The 22,105-nt window shown below is 66.7% G+C and carries 21 protein-coding genes, 1 tRNA gene and 4 pseudogenes; 17 read left to right on the forward strand and 9 right to left on the reverse strand.

Annotated features, from left to right (window positions below; genetic code table 11):
• Positions 1-564: 564 nt before the first annotated feature.
• Genes E3N86_RS15680 through dnaK form a run of 5 tightly spaced genes read right to left on the reverse strand, consistent with a single transcriptional unit; the run spans position 565 to position 5,653 of the window.
• On the reverse strand, positions 565-1,701 hold the full coding sequence (locus tag E3N86_RS15680) for a class I SAM-dependent methyltransferase (RefSeq protein WP_134374348.1): 1,137 nt from the start codon (positions 1,699-1,701) through the stop codon (positions 565-567).
• 26 nt (positions 1,702-1,727) lie between these two features.
• Positions 1,728-2,162, reverse strand: coding sequence for a heat shock protein transcriptional repressor HspR (locus E3N86_RS15685; protein ID WP_134374346.1), 435 nt, complete (start codon positions 2,160-2,162; stop codon positions 1,728-1,730).
• 2 nt (positions 2,163-2,164) lie between these two features.
• Positions 2,165-3,172, reverse strand: coding sequence for a DnaJ C-terminal domain-containing protein (locus E3N86_RS15690; RefSeq protein ID WP_104099725.1), 1,008 nt, complete (start codon positions 3,170-3,172; stop codon positions 2,165-2,167).
• Positions 3,165-3,785, reverse strand: coding sequence for a nucleotide exchange factor GrpE (locus tag E3N86_RS15695; protein ID WP_134374342.1), 621 nt, complete (start codon positions 3,783-3,785; stop codon positions 3,165-3,167). Before E3N86_RS15695 ends, E3N86_RS15690 begins: the two co-directional genes overlap by 8 nt.
• Complete coding sequence (gene dnaK, locus E3N86_RS15700) at positions 3,785-5,653, reverse strand: molecular chaperone DnaK (RefSeq protein ID WP_134374340.1); 1,869 nt, start codon at positions 5,651-5,653, stop codon at positions 3,785-3,787. Before dnaK ends, E3N86_RS15695 begins: the two co-directional genes overlap by 1 nt.
• Before the next feature lie 187 nt (positions 5,654-5,840).
• Between dnaK and E3N86_RS15705 the strand changes: the two genes are divergently transcribed.
• Positions 5,841-7,169 carry an MFS transporter gene (locus tag E3N86_RS15705; protein WP_134512260.1) on the forward strand — a complete coding sequence of 443 codons (1,329 nt, stop codon included), beginning with the start codon at positions 5,841-5,843 and terminating at the stop codon, positions 7,167-7,169.
• Here E3N86_RS15705 and E3N86_RS15710 read toward each other — a convergent pair.
• Together E3N86_RS15710 and dcd are read right to left on the reverse strand one after the other, a co-directional pair.
• Positions 7,166-7,687 (reverse strand): hypothetical protein, encoded by a 522-nt coding sequence (locus tag E3N86_RS15710; protein ID WP_134342700.1) that lies wholly within the window; start codon positions 7,685-7,687, stop codon positions 7,166-7,168. The two genes, E3N86_RS15705 and E3N86_RS15710, sit on opposite strands and share 4 nt — an antisense overlap.
• Positions 7,688-7,730: 43 nt before the next feature.
• Positions 7,731-8,342, reverse strand: a complete 612-nt coding sequence (dcd, locus tag E3N86_RS15715; RefSeq protein WP_104099730.1) for a dCTP deaminase — start codon at positions 8,340-8,342, stop codon at positions 7,731-7,733.
• Between the two features lie 72 nt (positions 8,343-8,414).
• Here dcd and E3N86_RS15720 point away from each other — a divergent pair.
• From E3N86_RS15720 to E3N86_RS15740, 6 genes and pseudogenes are all read left to right on the forward strand, one after another.
• Positions 8,415-8,485 (forward strand) — tRNA-Gly (locus tag E3N86_RS15720).
• Between the two features lie 89 nt (positions 8,486-8,574).
• Positions 8,575-9,339, forward strand: a complete 765-nt coding sequence (locus E3N86_RS15725) for a hypothetical protein (protein ID WP_134512261.1) — start codon at positions 8,575-8,577, stop codon at positions 9,337-9,339.
• 24 nt (positions 9,340-9,363) lie between these two features.
• Positions 9,364-10,347, forward strand: a complete 984-nt coding sequence (locus E3N86_RS15730) for a hypothetical protein (RefSeq protein ID WP_134512262.1) — start codon at positions 9,364-9,366, stop codon at positions 10,345-10,347.
• Positions 10,344-11,024, forward strand: a pseudogene (locus tag E3N86_RS15735) (ABC transporter ATP-binding protein). Before E3N86_RS15730 ends, E3N86_RS15735 begins: the two are co-directional and overlap by 4 nt.
• An 8-nt stretch (positions 11,025-11,032) precedes the next feature.
• Positions 11,033-11,266, forward strand: a complete 234-nt coding sequence (locus E3N86_RS17920) for a hypothetical protein (RefSeq protein WP_370295550.1) — start codon at positions 11,033-11,035, stop codon at positions 11,264-11,266.
• Between the two features lie 39 nt (positions 11,267-11,305).
• Positions 11,306-12,331 carry an ABC transporter permease gene (locus E3N86_RS15740; RefSeq protein ID WP_370295551.1) on the forward strand — a complete coding sequence of 342 codons (1,026 nt, stop codon included), beginning with the start codon at positions 11,306-11,308 and terminating at the stop codon, positions 12,329-12,331.
• A gap of 25 nt (positions 12,332-12,356) precedes the next feature.
• Here E3N86_RS15740 and E3N86_RS15745 read toward each other — a convergent pair whose 3' ends face one another.
• Positions 12,357-13,247: a LysR family transcriptional regulator gene (locus E3N86_RS15745; protein WP_104099734.1), complete on the reverse strand. Its 891-nt coding sequence runs from the start codon at positions 13,245-13,247 to the stop codon at positions 12,357-12,359.
• Between the two features lie 118 nt (positions 13,248-13,365).
• On the opposite strand from E3N86_RS15745, the gene alsS reads away from it, so the two are divergent.
• From alsS to E3N86_RS15760, 3 genes and pseudogenes are all read left to right on the forward strand, one after another.
• On the forward strand, positions 13,366-15,108 hold the full coding sequence (alsS, locus tag E3N86_RS15750; RefSeq protein ID WP_134512263.1) for an acetolactate synthase AlsS: 1,743 nt from the start codon (positions 13,366-13,368) through the stop codon (positions 15,106-15,108).
• Entirely contained in the window at positions 15,105-15,836 is a 732-nt protein-coding gene (gene budA / locus E3N86_RS15755) for an acetolactate decarboxylase (protein WP_104099735.1), read from the forward strand. The genes alsS and budA overlap by 4 nt, the downstream gene beginning before the upstream one ends.
• A gap of 404 nt (positions 15,837-16,240) precedes the next feature.
• A pseudogene (locus tag E3N86_RS15760) lies at positions 16,241-16,402 on the forward strand (PhnA domain-containing protein); the annotation flags it as partial.
• 8 nt (positions 16,403-16,410) lie between these two features.
• On the opposite strand, the gene E3N86_RS15765 reads toward E3N86_RS15760, so the two are convergent.
• A complete protein-coding gene (locus E3N86_RS15765; RefSeq protein ID WP_104099736.1) occupies positions 16,411-16,959 on the reverse strand; it encodes a hypothetical protein in 549 nt (182 codons plus the stop codon).
• 46 nt (positions 16,960-17,005) lie between these two features.
• On the opposite strand from E3N86_RS15765, the pseudogene E3N86_RS15770 reads away from it, so the two are divergent.
• From E3N86_RS15770 to E3N86_RS17080, 7 genes and pseudogenes are all read left to right on the forward strand, one after another.
• Positions 17,006-18,235: pseudogene (locus E3N86_RS15770) on the forward strand (AMP-binding protein).
• 218 nt (positions 18,236-18,453) lie between these two features.
• Positions 18,454-18,567 carry a hypothetical protein gene (locus tag E3N86_RS17925; protein ID WP_338145489.1) on the forward strand — a complete coding sequence of 38 codons (114 nt, stop codon included), beginning with the start codon at positions 18,454-18,456 and terminating at the stop codon, positions 18,565-18,567.
• A 15-nt stretch (positions 18,568-18,582) separates the two neighbouring features.
• Positions 18,583-19,323: pseudogene (locus E3N86_RS15775) on the forward strand (thiamine pyrophosphate-dependent enzyme).
• Between the two features lie 13 nt (positions 19,324-19,336).
• The gene (locus tag E3N86_RS15780) at positions 19,337-20,134 is read left to right on the forward strand and encodes an alpha-ketoacid dehydrogenase subunit beta (protein WP_134512264.1); all 798 of its coding nucleotides are present in this window, start codon (positions 19,337-19,339) and stop codon (positions 20,132-20,134) included.
• The gene (locus E3N86_RS15785; protein WP_241986189.1) at positions 20,131-20,649 is read left to right on the forward strand and encodes a 2-oxo acid dehydrogenase subunit E2; all 519 of its coding nucleotides are present in this window, start codon (positions 20,131-20,133) and stop codon (positions 20,647-20,649) included. The genes E3N86_RS15780 and E3N86_RS15785 overlap by 4 nt, the downstream gene beginning before the upstream one ends.
• Complete coding sequence (locus E3N86_RS15790) at positions 20,646-20,897, forward strand: acyl carrier protein (RefSeq protein WP_134401308.1); 252 nt, start codon at positions 20,646-20,648, stop codon at positions 20,895-20,897. Before E3N86_RS15785 ends, E3N86_RS15790 begins: the two co-directional genes overlap by 4 nt.
• A gap of 78 nt (positions 20,898-20,975) precedes the next feature.
• Positions 20,976-21,941 (forward strand): RNA polymerase sigma factor RpoD/SigA, encoded by a 966-nt coding sequence (locus E3N86_RS17080; protein ID WP_241980919.1) that lies wholly within the window; start codon positions 20,976-20,978, stop codon positions 21,939-21,941.
• Positions 21,942-22,105 lie beyond the last annotated feature (164 nt).

The following is a 22,105-nucleotide window of genomic DNA, read 5'->3' on the forward strand; positions in this document are numbered from 1 at the left end:
AATCTGCAAGTTTGAAACTGACAGAACAAATCATTACTGACTTGCTTTGTTGTTTAAATGTTTTCCAAAGGAATCTCTTCCGCGGTACCCCCTAGAAAGGAGCCCTACGACCGAGGTTTTTGGCATTTGACATTGTGCACGCTGTTGAGTTCTCAAGGATCGGACGCACTCGACTTCAAACCCACCAAGGGCTGTCGCTTCGAGGCAACCTGTAAAACTTACCCACCCGACTAATCTCTGTCAAATCACGGAAAGCAGCCGATTCCGAGTGCGCCAAAGCGACTCGAAATCATCTACATACGCGACCTGACGACCAGCCGAAGAGAGATATTATTTTGGTTTAAACCCGAACTCTCCCTAGTCGGGAGGATATTCGAGAAAAAACTAAATCTTCGTCCCACTTGAGGCCGGGAAGCTCTGCGGCTTTCCGCACCTGTGGGGTGACTAGAGAGACATTACGGTGAATTTTGGGGGTGCGCAACTCCCTCCCGCATCCCGGGCGTGTCGGCTCCGGCGCCCTGGCGGAAGCCCCCAGGTGCGGGCCTCACGGCGGTCCGGCGCGTCTCAGCGTCCGGTCGAGACCGTGACGGTGAACTTGGCGTTCCGACCGACCTGGTGTGTCGGCCCGACCAATCGCGTCAGCGCGGGGCGATAACCGAGGTGGGTGTTCCACACACTCCACAGTTCACCACCGGGCTGCAACACTCGTCCGGCATCCTCGAACAGTTTCAGGGCTATGCCGGCATGGACCGACGAGCCGATGTGAAAGGGCGGGTTCAGCACAATCAGTTCGGCCGAGGCATCCGGTTGGCTCTGGAGCGCGTCATCCCGCACGACCGTGACCCGGTCGGCGAGCGCATTGGCCACCATGGTGGCCCGCGCGGAGGCGACGGCCGCGGCCGACTGGTCGGTGGCGGTCACCCGCAGGGCGGGACGGCGTCGGGCGAGGGTGGCGGCGAGCACCCCGGTGCCGCAGCCGAGGTCGATGGCGCTCCGAGCATCCGTTTTCATACGATCAAGGAACTCAAGCAGGTAGCGCGTTCCGATATCGACGGTCGCGCCGGCAAACGCAGCCCCGTGGGCGCAGATCGTGAGTCCCAGGTCGGCGTGCTCCACAGAATTCGGCCAGGTGGACACCGTCGGCTGAGTTGCGGAGGCAGTCGGAGCCGCTGCCCTGAGTACCCGCGACTTTTGCCGGGCCGACGAGACCTGCAGCTCGCCGAAGTGCTGGCGGAGCACCGCGTTCATGGTCGGCGTCATGTGCTTGATGCGTCCGCCGGCGATCACCACCACATCCGGTGCCGCGAAACGACGGATGGCGTCGGCGAACTCATCGAGCGCCGCCAGACTGCGCGGCAGCTGGATCAGCACCACCCGCGCGTTCGTCAGCAGTTCTTCGCCCAGGATGAGGGAGCGGTAGGAATCGGCGAGTCCGGCGTCGGCCGCATTCAGGGTGAGGGCCAACTCCCCAGAGAGGACATCCTGGTGCACCCGGATTCCCCGGGCCCCGGCCAGTGCGGCCGCGCCCAGGGTGAGAGCGCCATAGCGGTCCTCGATCACCACGACCTCGCCGGATCCTGCCTCGGCCAGCACGCCGGCCGCCTCGTCGAGGATCAGGCGGTCGCTCGCATCCACGGCGAAGAGATTGTCCGCTTCCACGTCGGGGAAACGCCTCAGGCGGTCAAAGGAAAAATCAGGCATTGCCTCAGGCTAGCCCGCAGGTGCGGCTACTTCTCGTCGCCGATCGGGCGGGAACCCAAGGGGCGCCAGATCACGATCTGGTTGGACCGGCGCGTGCGCGTACCGGCCCGCATCGAGATGACCTCACCGGCCGAGCCGGCCGCGAAGATGCGGCGGCCCGGACGGTTGAGCAGTTCATCGGCCAGCGCAGACTCCAATTCGCGCAGCCGCGATTCGAGCGTGCGCACGTGGTCCTCGAGGTCAATGATGCGACGGATCCCTTCCAGGCTCACACCCTCGGCACCGAGCTCCGCGATCTCGCGGAGCTTGGCCACATCCCGCATCGAGTACCGGCGAGACCGACCGGGGGTGCGGTCGGGACTCACCAGCCCCAGGCGATCGTATTGGCGCAGCGTTTGCGGGTGCATGCCCGCAAGCTCGGCGGCCATCGAGATTACGAAAACCCGGGTGTTCTCGTCCACCGTCAGTCTCTCGCCTTCGCGAGGAGTTCGTCGCGCGGATTCTCCTTCGGCAGTGCTTCCGCGAAGGCCGCGAGTTTCTCTTCGGCGTCCTTCGACAGATGAGACGGAACGGCAACCTGAACCTCCGCCAGCAGGTCCCCGGTGCCCTTGGGCGTCACGACGCCACGCCCCTTGACGCGCAGCACGCGCCCGCTCGGGGTGCCCGGGGCGATGCGCAGTTTGACCGGCGCTCCGCCCAACGTCGGCACCTCGATAGTGGCGCCGAGCGCGGCCTCGACGAACGTGACCGGAACGGAGACCCGCAGGTTCAGCCCATCGCGTTCGAAGACCGGGTGCTTGCGCACGTTCACCGTGAGTACGATGTCGCCGGACTCGCCGCCGTCAGGGCTGTGCTGCCCCTGGCCGCGGAGCTTGATCTTCTGCCCGTCGGCCACCCCGGCCGGGATCTTCACCTTGATGGCGCGGCCATCCTGCGTTTGCAGGGTGATCTGGTCACCGTGCGTGGCCGTGATGAAGTCGACCGTTGTCGACGCGATCACGTCGCGGCCGCGAGTCGGCCCGCCGTAGCCGCGGAACCCGCCGCTCGAGGTGCCGAAACCGCCGCCACCCTGACCGCGGCCGAACATGCCGCCGAGGAGGTCGTCGAAACCGCCCTGCTCATAGGAGTAGCCGGGCTGTTGTTGCCGCGCGCCCCCACCGAACATGCCTCCGAAGACATCATCGAAGCCTCCGGCCTGCCCGCCACCGGGGCGCGGGGCGGTGAAGCGGGCCCCACCGCCCATCGCGCGCACAGCATCGTATTCCTTGCGTTGGGCAGGGTCACCGATCACCGAGTGTGCCTCGCTGATCTCCTTGAACGTCGCCTCGGCCGCAGGGTTGCCCGGATTGGAGTCCGGGTGATACGTGCGGGCGAGCTTGCGATAGGCCTTCTTCAGCTCGGCCGGGGTGACGTCCTTTGACACACCCAGGACCTTGTAAAAGTCCTTATCGAACCAGTCCTGGCTAGCCATCGCTCGGTACCTGCACGACGACCTTGGCCACGCGCAGGAGCGACGAGCCGAGGAAGTAGCCGGTCTCGATCACGTCACCGACGGTCTCCGACTCGATGCCCGCGGTGGGCAGCTGGAAGATCGCCTCGTGGATGGTCGGATCGAACGGTTCGCCGACCGTGCCGAAGGACTTCACGCCCAGGCGCTCGACGCTCCCCCGCAGTTTCGCGGCGATCGTGCTGAACGCCGAGTCTTCGACCAGGTCGCCGTGCTTCTCAGCGCGGTCGAGATCGTCGAGCACGGGAATCAGGCCCTTTACGACATCCACGGTGACGCGCTCACGCTCGACCTCGCGGTTGGCCTCGGTGCGGCGACGGTAGTTGGCGTACTCCGCGGTGACCCGCTTGAGGTCGGCGAGGTGCTCGCTCGTGGGCTCGTCGACTTCCCGCGTGGCGGCATCCAGGATGTCTTGGACCGTCAGCTCGTCCTCTTCGATACCCTCGGCGGACGCCTCGTCGAAGTCCTCGACACTCACACCTTCGGCTTCCGCCTCGGCGTCGGCCCCGGGGGCACCCTCAGTGGATGCCCCCTCGTCAAACGGCTCGTCGCCAGGACGCTTGTTGTCGTCTGCCATTACTTCTTGGTCTCGTCTTCGTCGTCGACGACCTCGGCGTCAACCACGTCTTCGTCGGAGCCGGCCGCGTCGGCGGTCGGCTCGGAGTCGGTTGGGGCACCGGCCGCGGCATCCGCCTGGCTGGTCTTGTAGATGGCCTCGCCGAGCTTGCCCTGGCTCTCGTTGAGCTTGTCGAAGGCCGTCTTCACGGCCGCATCGTCGTCGCCGACGAGAGCGGCCTTGAGGGCGTCAACGTCGGCCTGAACCTCGGACTTCACGTCCTCGGGCAGCTTCTCGTCGTTCTCCTTGATCAGCTTCTCGATCGAGTAAGCGAGCTGCTCCGCCGTGTTGCGGGTCTCGGCTGCCTCGCGACGGCGCTTGTCCTCGGCGGCGTGCTCTTCGCCCTCGCGCACCATGCGCTCGATGTCTTCCTTCGCGAGCGAAGATCCGCCCGTGATGGTCATCGACTGTTCCTTGCCGGTGCCCTTGTCTTTGGCAGACACGTGCACGATGCCGTTGGCGTCGAGATCGAAGGTAACCTCAACCTGCGGGATGCCGCGCGGGGCCGGCGCGATGCCGGTCAGCTCGAACGTGCCGAGGTTCTTGTTGTCGCGGGTGAACTCGCGCTCGCCTTGGAAGACCTGGATCGCGACGGACGGCTGGTTGTCGTCGGCTGTGGTGAAGGTCTCGCTGCGCTTGGTCGGGATGGCCGTGTTGCGCTCGATCAGGCGCGTCATGATGCCGCCCTTGGTCTCGATGCCGAGGCTCAGCGGGGTGACGTCGATGAGCAGGACATCTTTGCGCTCACCCTTCAGCACGCCGGCCTGCAGTGCGGCGCCAACGGCGACGACCTCGTCCGGGTTGACGCCCTTGTTCGGGTCCTTGCCACCGGTCTCGGCCTTGACGAGCTCGTACACGGCGGGCATGCGGGTGGAGCCACCGACGAGAACGACGTGGGCGATATCTTCCACCTTGACCCCGGCTTCACGGATGACGTCCTGAAACGGCTTCTTCGTGCGGTCGAGCAGGTCTTCGGTCATCTTCTCGAACTGGGCGCGGGTGAGCGTCTCGTCGAGGTTGGCCGGGCCATTCTCGGTCAGGGAGAGGTACGGCAGCTGGATGCTCGTCGACATGCTGCTCGAGAGTTCCTTCTTGGCCTGCTCGGCGGCTTCCTTGAGGCGCTGCTTGGCGATCTTGTCCTTGGAGACGTCGACGCCGGTGGTTTCCTTGAACTTCTTGATCAGGTGATCGACGATGCGCTGATCCCAGTCGTCGCCGCCGAGGCGGTTGTCACCGGCAGTCGACCGCACCTGAATGGTGGAGAAGTCGTCGTCCTTGCCTACCTCGAGGAGGGAGACGTCGAAGGTTCCGCCGCCGAGGTCGAAGACCAGGATGAGCTCGTCTTCTTTGCCACGGTCGAGGCCGTAGGCGAGTGCGGCCGCGGTCGGCTCGTTGATGATACGCAGCACGTTAAGGCCGGAGATCTCGCCGGCCTCCTTGGTGGCCTGGCGCTCGGCATCATTGAAGTACGCGGGAACGGTGATGACGGCATCCGTCACCTTGTCGCCCAGGTACGCCTCGGCATCGCGCTTGAGCTTGGCCAGGATGCGGGCCGAAACTTCCTGCGGGGTGAACTTCTTGTCGTCGATGGCGACATTCCAGTCGGTGCCCATGTGGCGCTTGACCGACGCGATGGTGCGGTCGACGTTGGTGACGGCCTGCCGCTTGGCGGTCTCGCCGACCAGCACCTCGCCGTCTTTGGTGAAGGCGACGACGGACGGCGTGGTCCGGAAGCCTTCGGCGTTTGCGATGACGGTGGGTTCTCCACCTTCGAGGACGGCCACCACAGAGTTGGTGGTTCCGAGGTCGATGCCTACTGCACGGGCCATGTGTGCGTTCTCCTTTAAAGTATGTTCTCAGCTCGATTTCACAGAGTTGAGTGGTGCTGACTCAAGTGTGCCAGTGTCCCAAATCGAAAGTCAAGCCACGCACCTGAGAGTTGAGCGTGAACGACTCAACTTTGAGATTTCGTGCAATCGATGGTCTCCGGCCACCCACATCCACTAGCCTCAGCGCATGACCGGGATCGCGGAGCAGGGCAGCACGGATGCCCGGGAGCTGCCAGACAAAACGAGCAGACGCCGCGTAGTGGCCTGGAGCTTCTGGGACTGGGGCTCTGCCGCGTTTAATGCGGTGGTCACCACCTTCGTCTTCACCGTCTACATCACGGGCAGCTCGTTCGGCGACAAAGACGTCATTTCCGCACAGCTCGGTTGGGCCCTCGCCATCGCCGGCTTGCTGGTAGCGGTCCTGGCCCCGATCACCGGACAGCGCTCGGACACCTCCGGGCGGCGCAAGCTGTGGCTCGGCGTCAACACGTTCATCGTGGTGGGCCTCACCGCGGCGATGTTCTTCGTGGAGGCGTCACCGAGCTTCCTGCTGCTCGGCCTCGTTCTGGTGGCCGCCGGCAACGTCTTCTTCGAGTTCGCCAGCGTCAACTACAACGCCATGCTGTCCCAGGTCTCGACCGCGCGCACCATCGGCAGGGTCAGCGGTTTCGGTTGGGGCATGGGCTACATCGGCGGCATCGTGCTGCTGCTCATCGTGTACTTCGGTTTCATCAGCCCCGACGTGGGTCTGTTCGGGGTGACCAGCGAGAACGGCCTCTCGGTGCGGGTCACGATGCTCATCGCGGCCGCCTGGTTCGGCCTGTTCGCCCTGCCGGTGCTGTTCTCGGTTCCCGAATACCGTTCTCCCGTTGCGGTGCGCCGGCCCCGGGTGAGCTTCCTCCGTTCCTACGTCGTGCTCGGGCAGGACATCATTCGGCTCTGGAAGACCAGCCGCCAGACGGTGTACTTCCTGATCGCGAGCGCGATCTTCCGCGACGGCCTGGCCGGGGTTTTCACCTTCGGCGGGGTGCTCGCGGCATCCGTCTTCGGATTCTCACCCGGCGAGGTGATCATCTTCGCTATCGCCGCCAATGTCGTGGCGGGCTTGGCCACCATCATCGCCGGCGCGCTTGACGACCGGGTCGGCGCAAAGCCGATCATCGTGACCGCTCTGATCGGCCTGATCGTGTTCGGCAGCATCGTATTCCTGCTGCACGACGGCGGTCAGATCGTGTTCTGGACCGCCGGCCTCGCCTTGACGCTCTTCGTCGGGCCGGCCCAGTCGGCCAGCCGCACCTTCCTGGCACGCCTGATCCCGGCCGGCCGGGAGGGTGAGGTCTTCGGGCTCTACGCCACGACGGGCCGCGCGGTGAGCTTTCTGGCGCCGACCATGTTCGCCCTGACGGTGACGATCTTCGGCGAAACCTATTGGGGCATCCTCGGACTTATGTTGGTTTTGCTCGTGGGGCTGCTTCTCCTGCTTCCGGTGAAGGCCCGCCAGGACCAGATTGGCTAACGGATGCGGGTGGCCTCGTTGTGCTCGACCAGCACCCAGGTGGAACCCTCGTCGTTGGAGACCCAGCCCTCCCAGGCATAGGCGTCAGGTGTGATCGAGACGAAGTTCCAGCGGATCGGGCGGCCGTCGGTGCCCGTGCCGTCCTGGCGCAGGCCGTTGCGGTGGGGGGTCGCCACGAGGTGGCAGTACTCGCCGGATGCCGGGGCGAAATAGCTGACCCGCCACACGCCGGCGTAGGAATCATAGACTCGCACGGCCGTGGCGACGGTCTCGAAGCCGGTCGGGTGCGAGTCGCTCACGACGACCTCGACGTCTTGCACCGCACGCCCGTCGAGCACGAAGTCGACGATCCAGGTGAATTCGCGCCCGGTCCATTCGCCGGTCGTCTCGTCGAGGAGGGACCCGGTGGCGGCCCAGGCGCCGACCAGCTGGCCGAAGCGGCGCATCCGCCCCGGGTAGTCGGGTGTCGGTCCCGGCGCGACGAGCGCCTCTGCAAAGCTGGGCACGGATGTGGTCATGGGCCGATTTTACCGGGCGCGTGTTGCATGCGTGTGAACCGGGCTACTCGGCTCCGGTGGTCGATCCCATCGAGGCCTCCCGCACATCCGTGCAGTGGAAGTTCTGGAACGACCGCGACGCGGTCGGCCCGCGCTGGCCCTGGTAGCGGGAGCTGTATTCGCTTGAGCCGTAGGGACGTTCGGCGGGCGAACTCAGCCGGAAGAAGCAGAGCTGACCGATCTTCATGCCGGGCCACAGCTTGATCGGCAGGGTGGCGACGTTGCTCAACTCGAGCGTCACGTGGCCGGTGAAACCGGGATCGATGAAGCCGGCGGTCGAGTGGGTGAGCAGGCCGAGCCGGCCGAGCGAGCTCTTGCCCTCCAGCCGCGCGGCGACGTCGTCGGGCAGGGTGACCTTCTCGTAGGTGGACCCGAGTACGAACTCACCGGGGTGCAGGATGAACGGTTCGCCCGCGGCGGTCTCGATCAACCGGGTCAGATCGGGCTGGTCTTCGGCCGGATCGATATAGGGGTACTTGTGGTTGTCGAAGAGGCGGAAGAAGCCGTCGAGTCGCACGTCGATACTCGACGGCTGGATCATGTCGGCCTGGTACGGCTCCAGACGGATTCGTTCCGCGTTGATTTCAGCCTTGATTTCGCGATCCGAGAGCAGCACGGTTCCAGCCTAACGGCGCGGACTTGATATGCTGGCACGGTTCCGTTCCGGGCTTGCCTGCGCGACGGACACGCGGATGTAGTTCAATGGTAGAACTTCAGCTTCCCAAGCTGATAGCGCGGGTTCGATTCCCGTCATCCGCTCACTTGTCATATTTCCCGGTCCTGTGATGCGGCTCGGTGATGCGGCTCTGTGCTGCCCCACGTCGGCGGCCTCCGGTATCGTCGAGACTATGACCGACCCGACACTGCGTATGCCGAACACCGTGCTGCGGGTGGTGCTCGACCTCGGCGTGCTGCCCCTGGACATCCCCCCGCTGCCCCCGCGTTTCCGGCACCCGGAATTCGACGCGGACTGGGACGACGAGGAGCAGGTCGCCGGCATCTTCCTCGGCTTCGACGACGGAGAGTTCCACCTGGACATCCTGGACGAAGGAGTCGAGTACCACTTCCACAACGCGGACGGGTCTTCGAGCGATGACAGTCCGTGGCCGGCCGCCGACACCCAGGCCCTCGTCGACTGGGCGACCGGCTTCGTGCTGCACGTTGCACCGCGCCTCCCGGATCTGCTGGAAGACTCGGATGAGGCCGCCGAATGGCACCATGTGGGGCTGCCGGTGTACTCCCGCGATTACGGGCCGGTCCCGCTCGAAATCATCGACGTGGAGTTGGAGGGCGAGCAGCTGATGCTCCCCTGGCTCGGGTCCGGCCACATCGCCGACGATCACCTCGACGGATCTGACCACCCGATCGCGCTCCTCTGGAATCCGGAGCACGAAGATCCGGATATCCCGATCGCACGGGTGTGGCTGAACCCGAAGACCGGGGAACCGACAGCGCGCGCGGAAGCAGGGGTGGACTGGTCGGCCGTGGGGCTCACCAAAGCGGAAGTCCTGTCATGGGCGGAGAGCCTGTACCTGAACAATCACGTGATCGGCGATCCGGCCCAGATGATCATGCGAGCCGCACTGGAACGCATGGCAGGGCTCGACCGCTAACCGAGTGAGTCCCAACCCGTTGGGTTGCATGGCTCCCGATGGCTCCGATCCGACAGCCCCCGTGGACTTTGTTCCTCAGCGGCGGAGCGCCGGGTCCGTCGCCGCACCAATTCGACGGAGATTCTCGTATATGGGACCATTTTTTCGGGTTTCCGGGCCGTTTCGGGCAAAAACTCCGTCGAATTCGTTCGGGCCGGCGTTGCCGGCAGCGAGCGCGCCCTCGCCGCGGCGAAAACGGGCGACGAACCCGCTGCGATCGCGGATGCCGCGGACGCCGCGGACGCCGCGGACGCCCTCACCCTCGCAAAAACCCGGCTCGATTCGGTGCTCGCGGCTCGCGACACCACGGCCGAGACATCCGCCCTGCGGTCCGCCGAACAGCAGGCGACGAGCGCGCGTGACGCGCTCGCCACGGCGAACGAGGCCACCATGACCTATCTGCCGGCATGCGAAATCCTGTACCTGTCGGGTCTCCCCCGCCGGGTCGACGAGGTCACCGTATCCCGCGGCACCTCGATCACAGGCTCCGTGATGCGCGTCTCCGGTGCCACGATCCAGATCAGCGCCTCCGCCTCGGCGAGCGATGCCAAACTCATGAAGGTCGGCAACGCCGCCGTGCTCTCGATGCAGGACGATTCCGAGCACGGCGCCACCGTGACATCCGTCGCCGTGGCCGAGGCTAAAGAGGGAACGGATGCGGCGAGCGGACGCTTCACCATCCTGCTCACGCCCGACGACCTCACACCCGGGCAGCTCCAGAGCATCCAGGGCAGCAACCTTCGGGTCACCATCCCGGTCAGCTCCACCGACGGGGAGGTGCTCGCTGTGCCGTTGGCCGCGCTTACCGCCGGCCCGGGCGGGGAATCCCGGGTCGAGGTGTCGACCGGATACGGAAAAAAGACCGTGCTGGTCGAGGTGAGCGCCGGGCTCGCGGCTGACGGTTTCGTCGAGGTGCAGGCGGTCGACGGTTCCCTCGAGGAAGAGGACCTCGTCGTGGTCGGGCGATGAGTCGACCGGCCGTCGTGGAGCTCATCGACGTCACCCGCTCCTTCCCCGGCCCACCCGAGGTCCAGGCGCTCAAATCAATCAACCTGCGGGTAGAGAAGCAGGACTACCTCTCGATCGTCGGGCCGAGCGGGTCGGGCAAGTCGACCATGCTCAACGTCCTCGGCCTGCTCGACCGACCGAGCGTCGGCGAGTACTACCTCGACGGAGCGCTCACGGGTCTGGCCGGCGAGGCGGAACGCGCGGCGCTGCGGGGCGGCAAGATCGGCTTCGTGTTCCAGGCCTTCCACCTCATGCCGCACCGCTCGGTGTGCGACAATGAGCTGCTAGCCACGATCTACAGCAAATTTCCGCGCGCCGACCGCGAATGACGGGCCCGCGCCGCCCTGCACCGGGTGCACCTGGACCACCGGATCGACTTCCTGCCCGGCACTCTCTCCGGCGGCGAGCGCCAGCGGGTCGCGGTCGCGCGGGCCGTGGTGGCCTCGCCCCAGCTGCTGTTGGCCGACGAGCCGACCGGCAACCTCGACGCCTCCACCTCCAGGGAGGTCATGGACCTGTTAGAGGAGCTGAATGCCGGCGGCCTCACGTTCATCGTCATCACCCACGACCGGGCCGTGGCGGATCGCGCCGGGCGCACCATCAGCATCACCGACGGCCGCGTGGGCGAAACAACATAAAATTGCGGATGCCGAACCGCCGTCGAGCGACCAGCGCTCCGGCCCCGGTAAGCGACGGTGACCGCGGGGCCGCGCCGGCCATCACCCGCGCCGACCGGTTCTCGGTGCAGGACCTCATCGTCGAGGCGGGCTATGGCATCGGGGCGCGCCCCACCCGCCTGATCATGACCGCGCTCGGGACCACGATCAGAATCGCCTCCCTGGTGGTGACAATCGGATTCGCCCAGACGGCGGCCGGTTAGATCGCCCGCCAATTCGACGCGGTCGCGGCCACCCAGGTCGTGATCGAGCCGGGGAGCACCGACGGGATGAACGGCTCGGAGCGCGCGACCGGGCGACTGCCTTGGGATGCCCCGGACCGGGTCAGCCGCCTGGCCGGGGTGGAGCTGGCCGGCCTCGTCAGCGAGGTGCCCCTCGATGCCGTGACCATTACCGCGGTGCCGGTAAACGACCCGTCGGAACCGGCAACCCTGGGCCAATCGCTGATGGCCACCTTCCCCGGACTGTTCGACGCGGTTCGCGGCAACATCGTGACCGGCCGGTACTTCGACACCGGCCACGATGCCAGGGCCGATCGGGTGGCGGTGCTCGGTTCGCGCGCGGCTGAGCGCCTGGGCATCAACCGCGTCGACAGCCAGCCCTCCATCTTCATCGGCGACTCCTCATATACCGTGATCGGCATCATCGATGGGATGGAGCGACGCTCCGACCTGCTCGACGCGGTGGTCGTGCCGATGGGCACCGCGCGCGCCGACTTCGGCCTGACCGGCCCGGATGAACTGCAGATCCGGATCGCTCTCGGCGCCGGCAAAGTGGTCGCGGAACAGGCTCCGCTCGCCCTGGACCCCAACGCTGCGCAGAACTTCGAGGTACAGGCCCCGTCGGCTAGGTCCGCCCTGCGCGAGAACGTGCAGGCCGACGTGAACGTCATCTCCCTGATTCTCGGCGTGCTCGCACTCGTCGCGGGCGGACTGGGGATCGCGAACGTCACTCTGCTGTCGGTGATGGAAAGGGTGGGCGAGATCGGGCTGCGCCGGGCCTTGGGCGCCACCAAGCGCAACATCTCGAGCCAGTTCATGGTCGAATCCGTGGTCATCGGCCTACTCGGCGGCCTGATCGGAGCCGCACTCGGGGTCTTCGCGGTGGTGATCGTGTCGCCTATTCAGCAGTGGGCGCCGGTCGTCGACCCCTGGCTCGCAGCCGGGTCGGCGCTGCTCGGGGCCGTCGTCGGCCTTGCCGCCGGGGTCTACCCCGCCCTGAAGGCGTCGAATATCGAGCCGATCGTCGCCCTGCGCGGGGGCAACTGACGCACCCTGTCGGCCCCGCCTCGCATCAGCCGCGCGCCTCGTCGGCGACGAGCGCGAGCTCCACGAACGCGCGCACGGCAGCCGACGCGCGCCGCTTGCGCGAGGCCGCCAGGTACACCGTGAAATCGGGCAGATTCGCCACGGGAAGCCGGTGCACGTCGAGCGCGTCGTGGGCGGTGAATTCGGGCAACAGGGCCACTCCGAGGCCGTTGGTCACGTATTCGGCGGCCGTTCCGATATCGGAGACCTCGATCATCACCCGCCGCTCGAGGCCGGCAGCGGTGAAGGCATCGTCCACGATCTGACGGCTGGCGTAGCCGGGCGGCAGATCGATGAACTCCTCCGGCACGAGGTCGCCCAGGCCCACGGCCGACGCGGAGGCGAGCCGGTGGCCTTTCGGCACCACCAGCACCATCGGCGACGAAGCGATCGGCACGGCTGAGAGCGCCGTCGGCGCCGGGCCGCTGAGGGCGAGGAAGGCCAGGTCGAGTTCGCCCGAGACGAGCTCGTCGACCAGCCCGGCCGACCCCCGCCGGGCCGCGCGCAGCCGCACGCCGACGCCCGGATGGCCGGCGCGGAAGAGACCGAGCAGCCGAGGCACATTGACGAGCGTGACCGAGGTCATCAGCCCGATCACGATGGACCCGGTGATGGCGCGGGTGGTGTCCTGGGCGGCGTCGCGCACCTCGTTCACGGCGTCGAGGGCGTCGCGCACCTTCGGAAGCAGCAGTTCGCCAGTCGTAGTGAGCCTGATCTGGCGGCGGCTGCGATCGAACAGTTCGACGCCCAATTCGCTTTCGAGCGATCGAATGCCGGCCGAGACGGCTGACTGGGCGATGGTGAGCCGGTCCCCAGCGCGCGTGAAGCTCAACTCACCGGCGACGGCGCTGAAGAATTCGAGCTGTCTCAATTCCATGGGCCTAAGCATCTCATTTTCAGATCGTTTGCATCGCTACTCGGCGTTGCTTGTTATTGAATGTGCAGCGACGATGGAGGGGAGGCCGATTCAGAACGGCGATCCGGGAGGCATCACAATGACCACTACTTCACCGCTCCAGAGCGACGACGACACAACCGAGACCACGCTCGTGCGCTCTGACGCCGGCACCCCCGCTCCGTCCACACGCTCCGCCGAACGCGTGGTGGAATGCCTGAAGGCATACGGCGTGCAGTGGGTCTTCGGCGTTCCCGGCGCCAAGATCGACCCGGTCTATGACGCTCTCATCGACGACGGACCCGAGGTGATCGTGGTGCGTCACGAGCAGAATGCGGCCTTCATGGCCGCGGCCGTCGGGCGTCTGAGCGGCCAGCCGGGCGTCGTCCTGGTGACGAGCGGCCCAGGCACCTCCAACCTCGCGACGGGCCTGCTGACGGCGACGACCGAAGGCGACCCGGTGGTCGCCCTCTGCGGCGCGGTTCCGCGCGCAGACCGGTTGAAGCGTACCCACCAGACAATGGATGCCGTGGGCATGCTGTCCGCCGTGACCAAGTCCGCCGGCGAGGTGAGTGTCGCCGACAACGTGCCGGAAGCAATCGCGAACGCGTTCCGCGAGGCAACCCAGGAGCCCAAGGGCGCCGCCGCGGTTGTTCTCCCCTACGACGTGCTCACGGACTCGACGACCGTGTCGATGACGCATCCGCACTGGGTGCCGCAGCTGGGCGCCGCACCCTCCGAGAGCGTGCAGCGCGCTGCCGCCCTGCTGAAGGATGCGCAGTTCCCGGTCATCCTCGCCGGCGCGCGGTCCGGCTCGGACCAGGCCGTCGCGGCGCTGCACCGCCTGCTGGGCGTCGCCGGACTGCCCGTCGTCGAGACGTTCCAGGCCGCGGGAGTCATCTCGCACGAGCTCGAAGAGCATTACCTCGGACGCGTGGGCCTGTTCCGCAACCAGCCCGGGGACATCCTTCTGCACAAGGCCGACGTGATCCTGACCGTCGGCTACGACTTCGTCGAGTACGAACCGTCGAAGTGGAACAAAGACCACCTGCGCGTGATCATCCACCTGGACGAACTCTCCGCCGACCTCGACGACTACTACCGCCCCACGCTCGAACTGCGCGGCGACGTCGCCGAGACCCTCGACGCCCTCGCCCGCCAGATCAACGGGCTGTCGATGCCGGTCGCCGCCGCGGCCGAGGTAGCCGAGCAGCGCGCCCGCCTCGCGCACGCCGACCAGCCCACCGGTCGCCGGGACGAGTCCGAGGGCGTGCACCCGGCCGACCTCACCCTGATGATGCGCGAACTGCTCCCGGATGACACGACGGTGCTCTGCGACGTGGGCTCCCACTACATCTACATGGCCCGGCACTTCCGCACCTACCACCCGCGCACCCTGCTGTTCTCGAACGGCCAGCAGACCCTGGGCGTGGCCCTGCCCTGGGCGATCGCCGCGACCCTGGTGCGCCCGGGCACACCAGTCGTGTCCGTGTCGGGCGACGGCGGTTTTCTCTACTCCGCCATGGAGCTGGAGACGGCCGTGCGGCTCGGCTCGACGTTCACCCACATCATTTTCAACGACGGCACCTACGACATGGTGGCGTTCCAGCAGATGGGCAAATACGGGCGCACCTCCGGCGTGCAGCTGGGCGATTACGACGCCGTCGCCTATGCCGAATCGTTCGGCGCCCACGGCCACCGGGTAACGCACCTCGACGACTTCGCCGGCATCCTGGCGCAGGCCCTTGCCGAACCCGGCCCGAGCATCATCGACGTGCACGTCGACTACCGCAACAATAGAGATGACCTGATGGCCGATCTGGAAAGCGATGTGCTGCAATGAGCAAATTCACTGTCACCCGACACGAAATTTTCCAGACGAGCCTGATGAGCGCGCTGCTCGACGGCGTCTACGAAGACGAGATGACCGTGCGCGACCTGCTCGGCCGCGGCAGTTTCGGACTCGGCACGTTCAACGGACTGGACGGTGAAATGCTGATCATCGACGGCATCTGCTACCAGCTGCGGGCCGACGGCGGGGTGTCGAAGGCCGACCTGGGCGCGCACACGCCCTACGCCGTCGTCACGAATTTCGTGCCTCATATCGAGAGCCAATTGCCGAAGAACATCGTGCGCGCGGAGGCGTCAACGTTCATCGACAAGCTGACGGCGTCGCAGAACTACATGTACGCCCTGCGCATCGACGGCGACTTCGAGTGGATCCGGATGCGCACGGTCGTCAAGCAGGAGAAGCCCTACCGCCCCATGGTGGAGGCAACCGACGAGGACGCGATCATTGAGTTGCACGACGTCTCGGGCGTCGTGGCTGGCTTCCGCACCCCGCTCTACGAGCAGGGGATCGGCGTGCCCGGCTGCCACACGCATTTCCTGACCGACGACCGCACGGCCGGCGGCCACGTGCTCGACTTCAAGCTGCGCTCCGGCACCGCTGCCCTGTGCCTCGGCACCGACCTGCGCTTGCAGCTGCCGCTGACGGATGCCTTCAAGAACGCCAACCTGTCCCCCGACGACCTCGAGTGGCAGATCCAGAAGACCGAAATGCACCGGTAGCCGAGCGATCCGAATCGGTTGGTTGTGTCGCTCTCGAAAGATCACAGCTCAGCGCACCGAGTGAATGCTGCTCATCACAGGTGACTCCCTGCCCGGCGTCCAGCCAATTCGACGGAGATTCTGGTGCAAATCGGCTTCTTCTCAGGATTTACGGCCATTTTTGGGCAAAATCTCGGCTCTCCGTCGAATTCGTCCGGGGTACGGGGTGGAGCGGCTGATGGAGGTGCGAAGCGCGCACGCGCTGCCGCTCATCCGGCGCGCGTTGTGGCCAATTCAGGAGATCCGTCCGGCCGGGCCGAACATCCGCCCCGGTTCCGCACTGGTCCGTGGCGGCCGATGGACTTGGCTGACGGATGTCCTGAGTTGGCCACATGTGTCGGCTCGGCCGGGCCTAACCCACGCATGAGGGCAGCGCGACCGCCATCACGGTGAGCGCGAAGGTGCGGGGTATCCGTCTGCTGGATGGCGTGGGCGACCACGACATCGACTGCAAGCTGGACGGATTCGGCTCAATGCGGCTGAAGTCCAGCGTGGTGAAGAAGGTCCAGCCCCGAACCGCCCGCTAAGGGGACCGTCAGCGTCCGGAATCCAGCCCTGCCCGACGGTTCGACATCAGCGCCGCCAGATCGGTGTTCACCAGAACCCGCACCCGTTCCGCCCGCCGCTGCGCGTAGTCGGGCTCCCGGCGGTCGACAACCTGTTCGACCAGCCGGGCGGCGAGCGCGGCGCCGATTTCCTCGCTGGCGTCCGTGCGGGCCCGCTTAAGCAGGTCGGCGACCTGCTCGTCGTCGGCGGCCACGGCCCGTAGGGCACCGGCGAGCTTCAGGTGCACACTCCGTCGCAAGGCCAGCTGGCGCACGTGGAGCCTGTCATCGTCGGTGATCTCGAATGCGCTCCGCTGCCGGCCCAGGACTTTCCGCTGCCGGCCGACACGCTCGGCATCTTCCTCGTTCTGCGTCGCCAGCCGGACCAATTCGGAGCGGACGGCCGCGGTGTAATCGGCATCGGCGAAGTCGCGGTGCTCACGCAGCGCCCCCACGATGATGTGGTTCTTCACGGCCATGCGCGCCGCGGAGAGCCCGATGAGAACGCCCTCGTCGACAATCCGCTCAAAGGAGGCCATGGCGATACCCTACGCCCCACGCGCCCACGGGGGTCTCATGGGCTGCATGACGGCAGGAACCGAAGCCTCGACACGCTGGCCCACCATCCCCAAGAATGTTCGCGCCCTCACGGTGCCGCCCAACCTCGTCAACTATGACGAGACCTGCGCTGCCTTCACCTGGGACGAGGCCCGCCACGCTCTTTCGGGGCTGCCCGGCGATCGGGGGCTCAACATCGCCTACGAGGCGGTTGACCGGCATGCCGCCGGTGCCAGGGCCGCTCACGAGGCCCTGTGCTTCGTGCGCGGCGACGGCACGACCCACTCCCTGAGCTATGCAGAGCTCGCCGAGCAGACCGGCCGCTTCGCCAGCGTGCTGCGGGGCCTAGGCATCGGGCGGGGCGACCGGGTCTTCTCCCTCCTCGGCCGCGTTCCCGCGCTCTACGTCGCGGTGCTCGGCACGTTCAAGAATGCCAGCGTCTTCTGCCCGCTGTTCTCCGCCTTCGGGCCGGAACCGGTACGCCGACGGCTCCAGCTCGGCGGCGGCCGGGCCCTGGTCACAACGCGGGCGCTGTACCGCAAGAAGGTGGCGCCGATCCGGGTCCAGCTGCCGGACCCGCGGCACGTGTTGCTGGTCGACGCCGACGGCCATCCGGACCCGGGCACGCTCGATCTGGCGGCCCAGCTGCGGGAGACCCCGCCCTACATCGAGATCGCCGCCACCCAGAGCTAGGACATGGCTCTGCTGCGCTTCACGAGCGGCACCACCGGCACCCCGAAGGGTGCCATCCACGTGCACGACGCCGTGACCGCGCACTACGCGACCGGCCGGTTCGCCCTCGACCTGCACCCCGGTGATGTCTACTGGTGTACCGCCGACCCCGACTGGGTCACGGGCACCTCCTACGGCATCATCGCTCCGCTGGTGCACGGCGTGACCGCCATCGTCGACGAGGAGGAGCTGGACGCGGACCGGTGGTACCGGGTGCTCGCCGAGCAGCGCGTGACCGTCTGGTACACGGCGCCGACCGCCCTGCGAATGCTTATGAAAGCCGGCTCAGACCGGGCCGCCGGCCACGACCTGTCCACGCTGAGGTTCGTGGCCAGCGTGGGTGAGCCGCTCAACCCGGAGGTCGTGGTGTGGGGCCAGGAGACGTTCGGGCAACCCGTGCACGACAACTGGTGGCAGACCGAGACCGGCGGGATCATGATCGCGAACTACGCGGCCACGCCCATCCGCCCCGGCTCGATGGGGCGGCCTTTGCCCGGCGTCGGGGCGGCGAGGTCGTGCTGGTGACCGAAATGGATGCCCTGAGCGAGCTGGCACTGCGGCCCGGCTGGCCGTCGATGTTCCGCGGGTATCTGGGCGAGGAGGAACGTTACCGACGAACTTTCGCCGGCGGCTAGTACCTCACCGGCGACCTCGCCCGACAAGATTCCGACGAGTACTTTTGGTTTGTCGGCCGCGGAGACGACCTCATCAAGTCGTCCGGGCACCTGATCGGGCCCTTCGAGATGGAGAGCTCGCTGATGGAGCACGAGGCGGTGGCGGAGGCCGGCGTGATCGGCATCCCGGATCCGGTTGACGGCGAGGTGGTCAAGGCCTTCGTGGAACTAAAGACAGGGTGAGAGCCCAGCGAGGCCCTGCACCTGGACATTATCGGCTTCGCCCGCGGCCTGCTGCACCAGATGCTGCGGGTGCGGCGGTTCGAGGAGAAGTGCGTCGAGCTGTACAGCGCCGCATAGATCCGCGGGTTCATGCACGTCTGCATCGGCGAAGAGGCGGTGGCAGCCGGCGTTCTGGTGACGCTCGAACCGGAGGACGCCGTCGTGGCGACCAACCGCGAACACGACCACGCGCTGCTGCGAGGGGTCGCCGCCGGCGCAATCCTGGCCGAGATGTACGGATTCGAACAGGGATGCTGCCGGGGCCGCAGCGGGTCCATGCACCTTTTCGACGCGGCCACCCGGTTCTTCGGGGGCAACGCCATCGTCGCCGGCGGTCTTCCTCTCGCCATCGGTCTGGCTCTGGCCGACAAGATGGCGGGCCGTTCCCGCGTCACCGCCTGCTTCTTCGGCGAGGGCGCCGTCGAGGAAGCCACTCGGCGCGCCGTCGCCGCCGTGAGAGCCGGCGCCGGACCGCACTTCCTCGAGCTCCGCACGTACCGCTTCCGGGCGCACACGATGATCGACCCCGAGCGCTACCGCGAGAAGGCCGAGGTGGCCCAGTGGCTGGAGCGCGACCCGATCGACCTGCGGGCATCCGTGGACACCGAGGTGCAGGCCGCCGTCGACTTCGCCGAGGCAGGCACCGCGGAACCGGTCGAAAACCTCACCCGCCACGTGTATACCGAGAGAGACGTCACCGAGCAGGAACGATCATGAAACGGATGCCGAGATGAAAACCACCTATCGCGAGGCCATGCGGGCGGCCATCCGGGAGGCGATGGTGCGCGATGACCGGGTGTTCATGATGGGGGAAGACGTCGGGGCCTACGGCGGCTGCTTCGCGGTGAGCCTGGGTCTGCTCGAGGAATTCAGGCCCGAACGCATCCGGGACACCCCGCTTTCGGAAACCGGGTTCGTGGGGGCCGGGATCGGCGCGGCCCTGGGCGGGATGCGCCCGATCGTCGAGATCATGACCGTCAATCTCAGTCTGCTCGCCCTCGGCCAGATCATGAACAACGCGGCGACCCTGTCCTACATGTCGGGCGGGCAGTTCAGTGTGCCCGTGGTGATCCGCATGACCACCGGCGCCGGGCGCCAGCTGGCCGCCCAACACTCGCACGGCCTCGAGGGCTGGTACGCACACATCCCGGGCCTGCGTATCCTCACCCCGTCGTCCCTGGCCGACGCCCGCGGGATGCTGTGGAGCGCCCTGCAAGACCCCGACCCGGTGCTGATCTTCGAGCATGGTTCGCTCTACAACACTGCCGGCGAGCTCGACGATGACGCCGGCGCGGTCGACATCGACACCGCGGTCGTGATCGACGAGGGCTGGCGCAGCGGCAGCATCTCGTCCGAGATCAGCGCACGCATCACCGAAACAGCCTTCTTCGACCTGGATTCTCCGGTCGGCCGGGTCTGCAGCGCCGAGGTGCCGCTACCCTACGCCCGGCACCTGGAGCAGGCCGCCCCGCCGTCGACCGCACGCGTCATCGCCGCCGCCCGGGAGGCGGTGGGCACCCGTGGGTGAGTTCCGGATGCCGGCGCTCGGCGCGGACATGGAGCAGGGCGGCCGGGCCAACCGCCGCTCCAACGGATGCCGCCGAGCGGGCCGCGGGCCTGCTCCGCGCCATCGGGTCGCTGATGGCGCGCTCGAAGAAGACCATCCCGCACTACTACCTGAGCACCACCCTGGATTTGCGGGCGGCACTGGCCTGGATGGAGCAGTACAACTCCGCCCGCCCGATCGCTGAGCGGCTCGTGCCGGCCGCCCTGCTCCTGAAGGCCTCCGCGCTGGCCGTCAGGGACGTCCCCGAGGTCAACGGCTTCTTCACCGAGGGTTCCTTCCAACCGAGCGCCGCAGTGCACCTGAGCGTAGCCGTGGCATTGCGCCGGGGTGGCCTGGTTGCCCCCGCGCCGCACGACGCGGACACCCTGCCGCTGGAGGTGCTGATGAAACAGCTGCGGGACCTGGTGAGCCGGGCGCGCGGCGGGCCATTCCTCGCCCGGATCGACGAACTGTTGCAGAACCCGGAGGAGCTATGACCGAACAGACCGAACAGGAGGCCCGAGCGGCCGTGTATGCGGCCATCCGCCAGGTGGCGCCGGATGTCGACACCGACGATCTCGACGAGGGCGCGCGATTGCGCCAGGATCTGGAACTCGACTCGCTGGACTTCTTGCGGCTGATCGAGACGATCCACGAGGCGACAGGCGTTGACATCCCCGAGCGCGACTACGCGGTTGTCACAACGGTGCGAGTCCTGATCACCTATGTCGCCCTGCACGGTTGATTCAGTTCTCGAGCATTATTCGGTTTCTTCCCGGCCGAGTCAAGGCCCTCGACGCAGTCCCGCCCAGGATATGTACTGATGTTCCAGCCCGAACTGGAGGAACCCATGACCATTACCGCACATGCATCATCCGTTGCCACGTATAACCGTGCAGCGACGGACGCGTTCGGCGACTACCTGAGAAAAATCGGCAGCGTTTCGCTCCTCACCGCCGAGGACGAGGTCGACCTGGCCAGACGCATCGAAGTCGGCCTGTTCGCCGAGCAACGCAGCGAGCAGGGCGAAATTGAACCCTCTCTCCTCCGCGAGCTGGCCTGGCTTGCCCATGACGGCCGCCGCGCGAAGAACCACTTCATCGAAGCGAATCTGCGCCTGGTGGTCAGCATCGCCAAGCACTACTCCGGACGCGGAATGCCCATCATGGACCTCGTGCAGGACGGCAACATCGGCCTCGTCCGCGCCGTCGAAAAATACGACTTCATGACCGGCTACAAATTCTCCACCTACGCCACCTGGTGGATCCGCCAAGCCATCCACCGCGGCATGGCCGACAAATCCCGCATGATCCGCATCCCCGTGCACACCGCGGAGAAGCTCAACAAGATCAAGCGCATCCGCCGAGACCTCACCAGCACCCTCGACCGCGAACCCACCGTGGCGGAGCTCTCCGAGGCCTCGCAGATCCTGCCGGCCGATGTGATGCGCCTGCTGCGCTATGACAACGAGCCGATGTCCCTGCAGTCGCCGGTGGGCGATGGTCTCGGCGACATCTCCGAGCTGATCATCGACGACGACCTCCCCCAGCCCGAGGAGCATGCCGTGCTCACCATGCGGGCTTCGGACATCGTTTTCTACATGAGTGCCCTGCCGCCGCGGGAGCGGTCGATCCTGATGTCCCGGTTCGGTCTCGACGGGGGCGCGCCCCAAACGCTGGACCAGATCGCCGTCGTTCAGGGCGTGACCCGGGAACGGGTGCGCCAGATCGAGAAGCGCGCACTGGCCCTGCTGAAGGTGCCGTGCCTGGAACAGTACCTGCGCGATTGACCGCCTCTGGGCGGGGACCTGACCGGCTGACGCAGCGGCCGACGCGACTCGAGAAGTCACGTCAGCCGTTGTGGTCACTCCCCCTGCTCATCCATGGCGCCCAGTAGTTCCGGTCGAAGGCGATTTCACTGACCCGGCCCAGCGGCGCGTCGATCGGCATTAGG

The organism is Cryobacterium sp. Hz7, assembly GCF_004402815.1.
Taxonomy (GTDB): domain Bacteria; phylum Actinomycetota; class Actinomycetes; order Actinomycetales; family Microbacteriaceae; genus Cryobacterium; species Cryobacterium sandaracinum.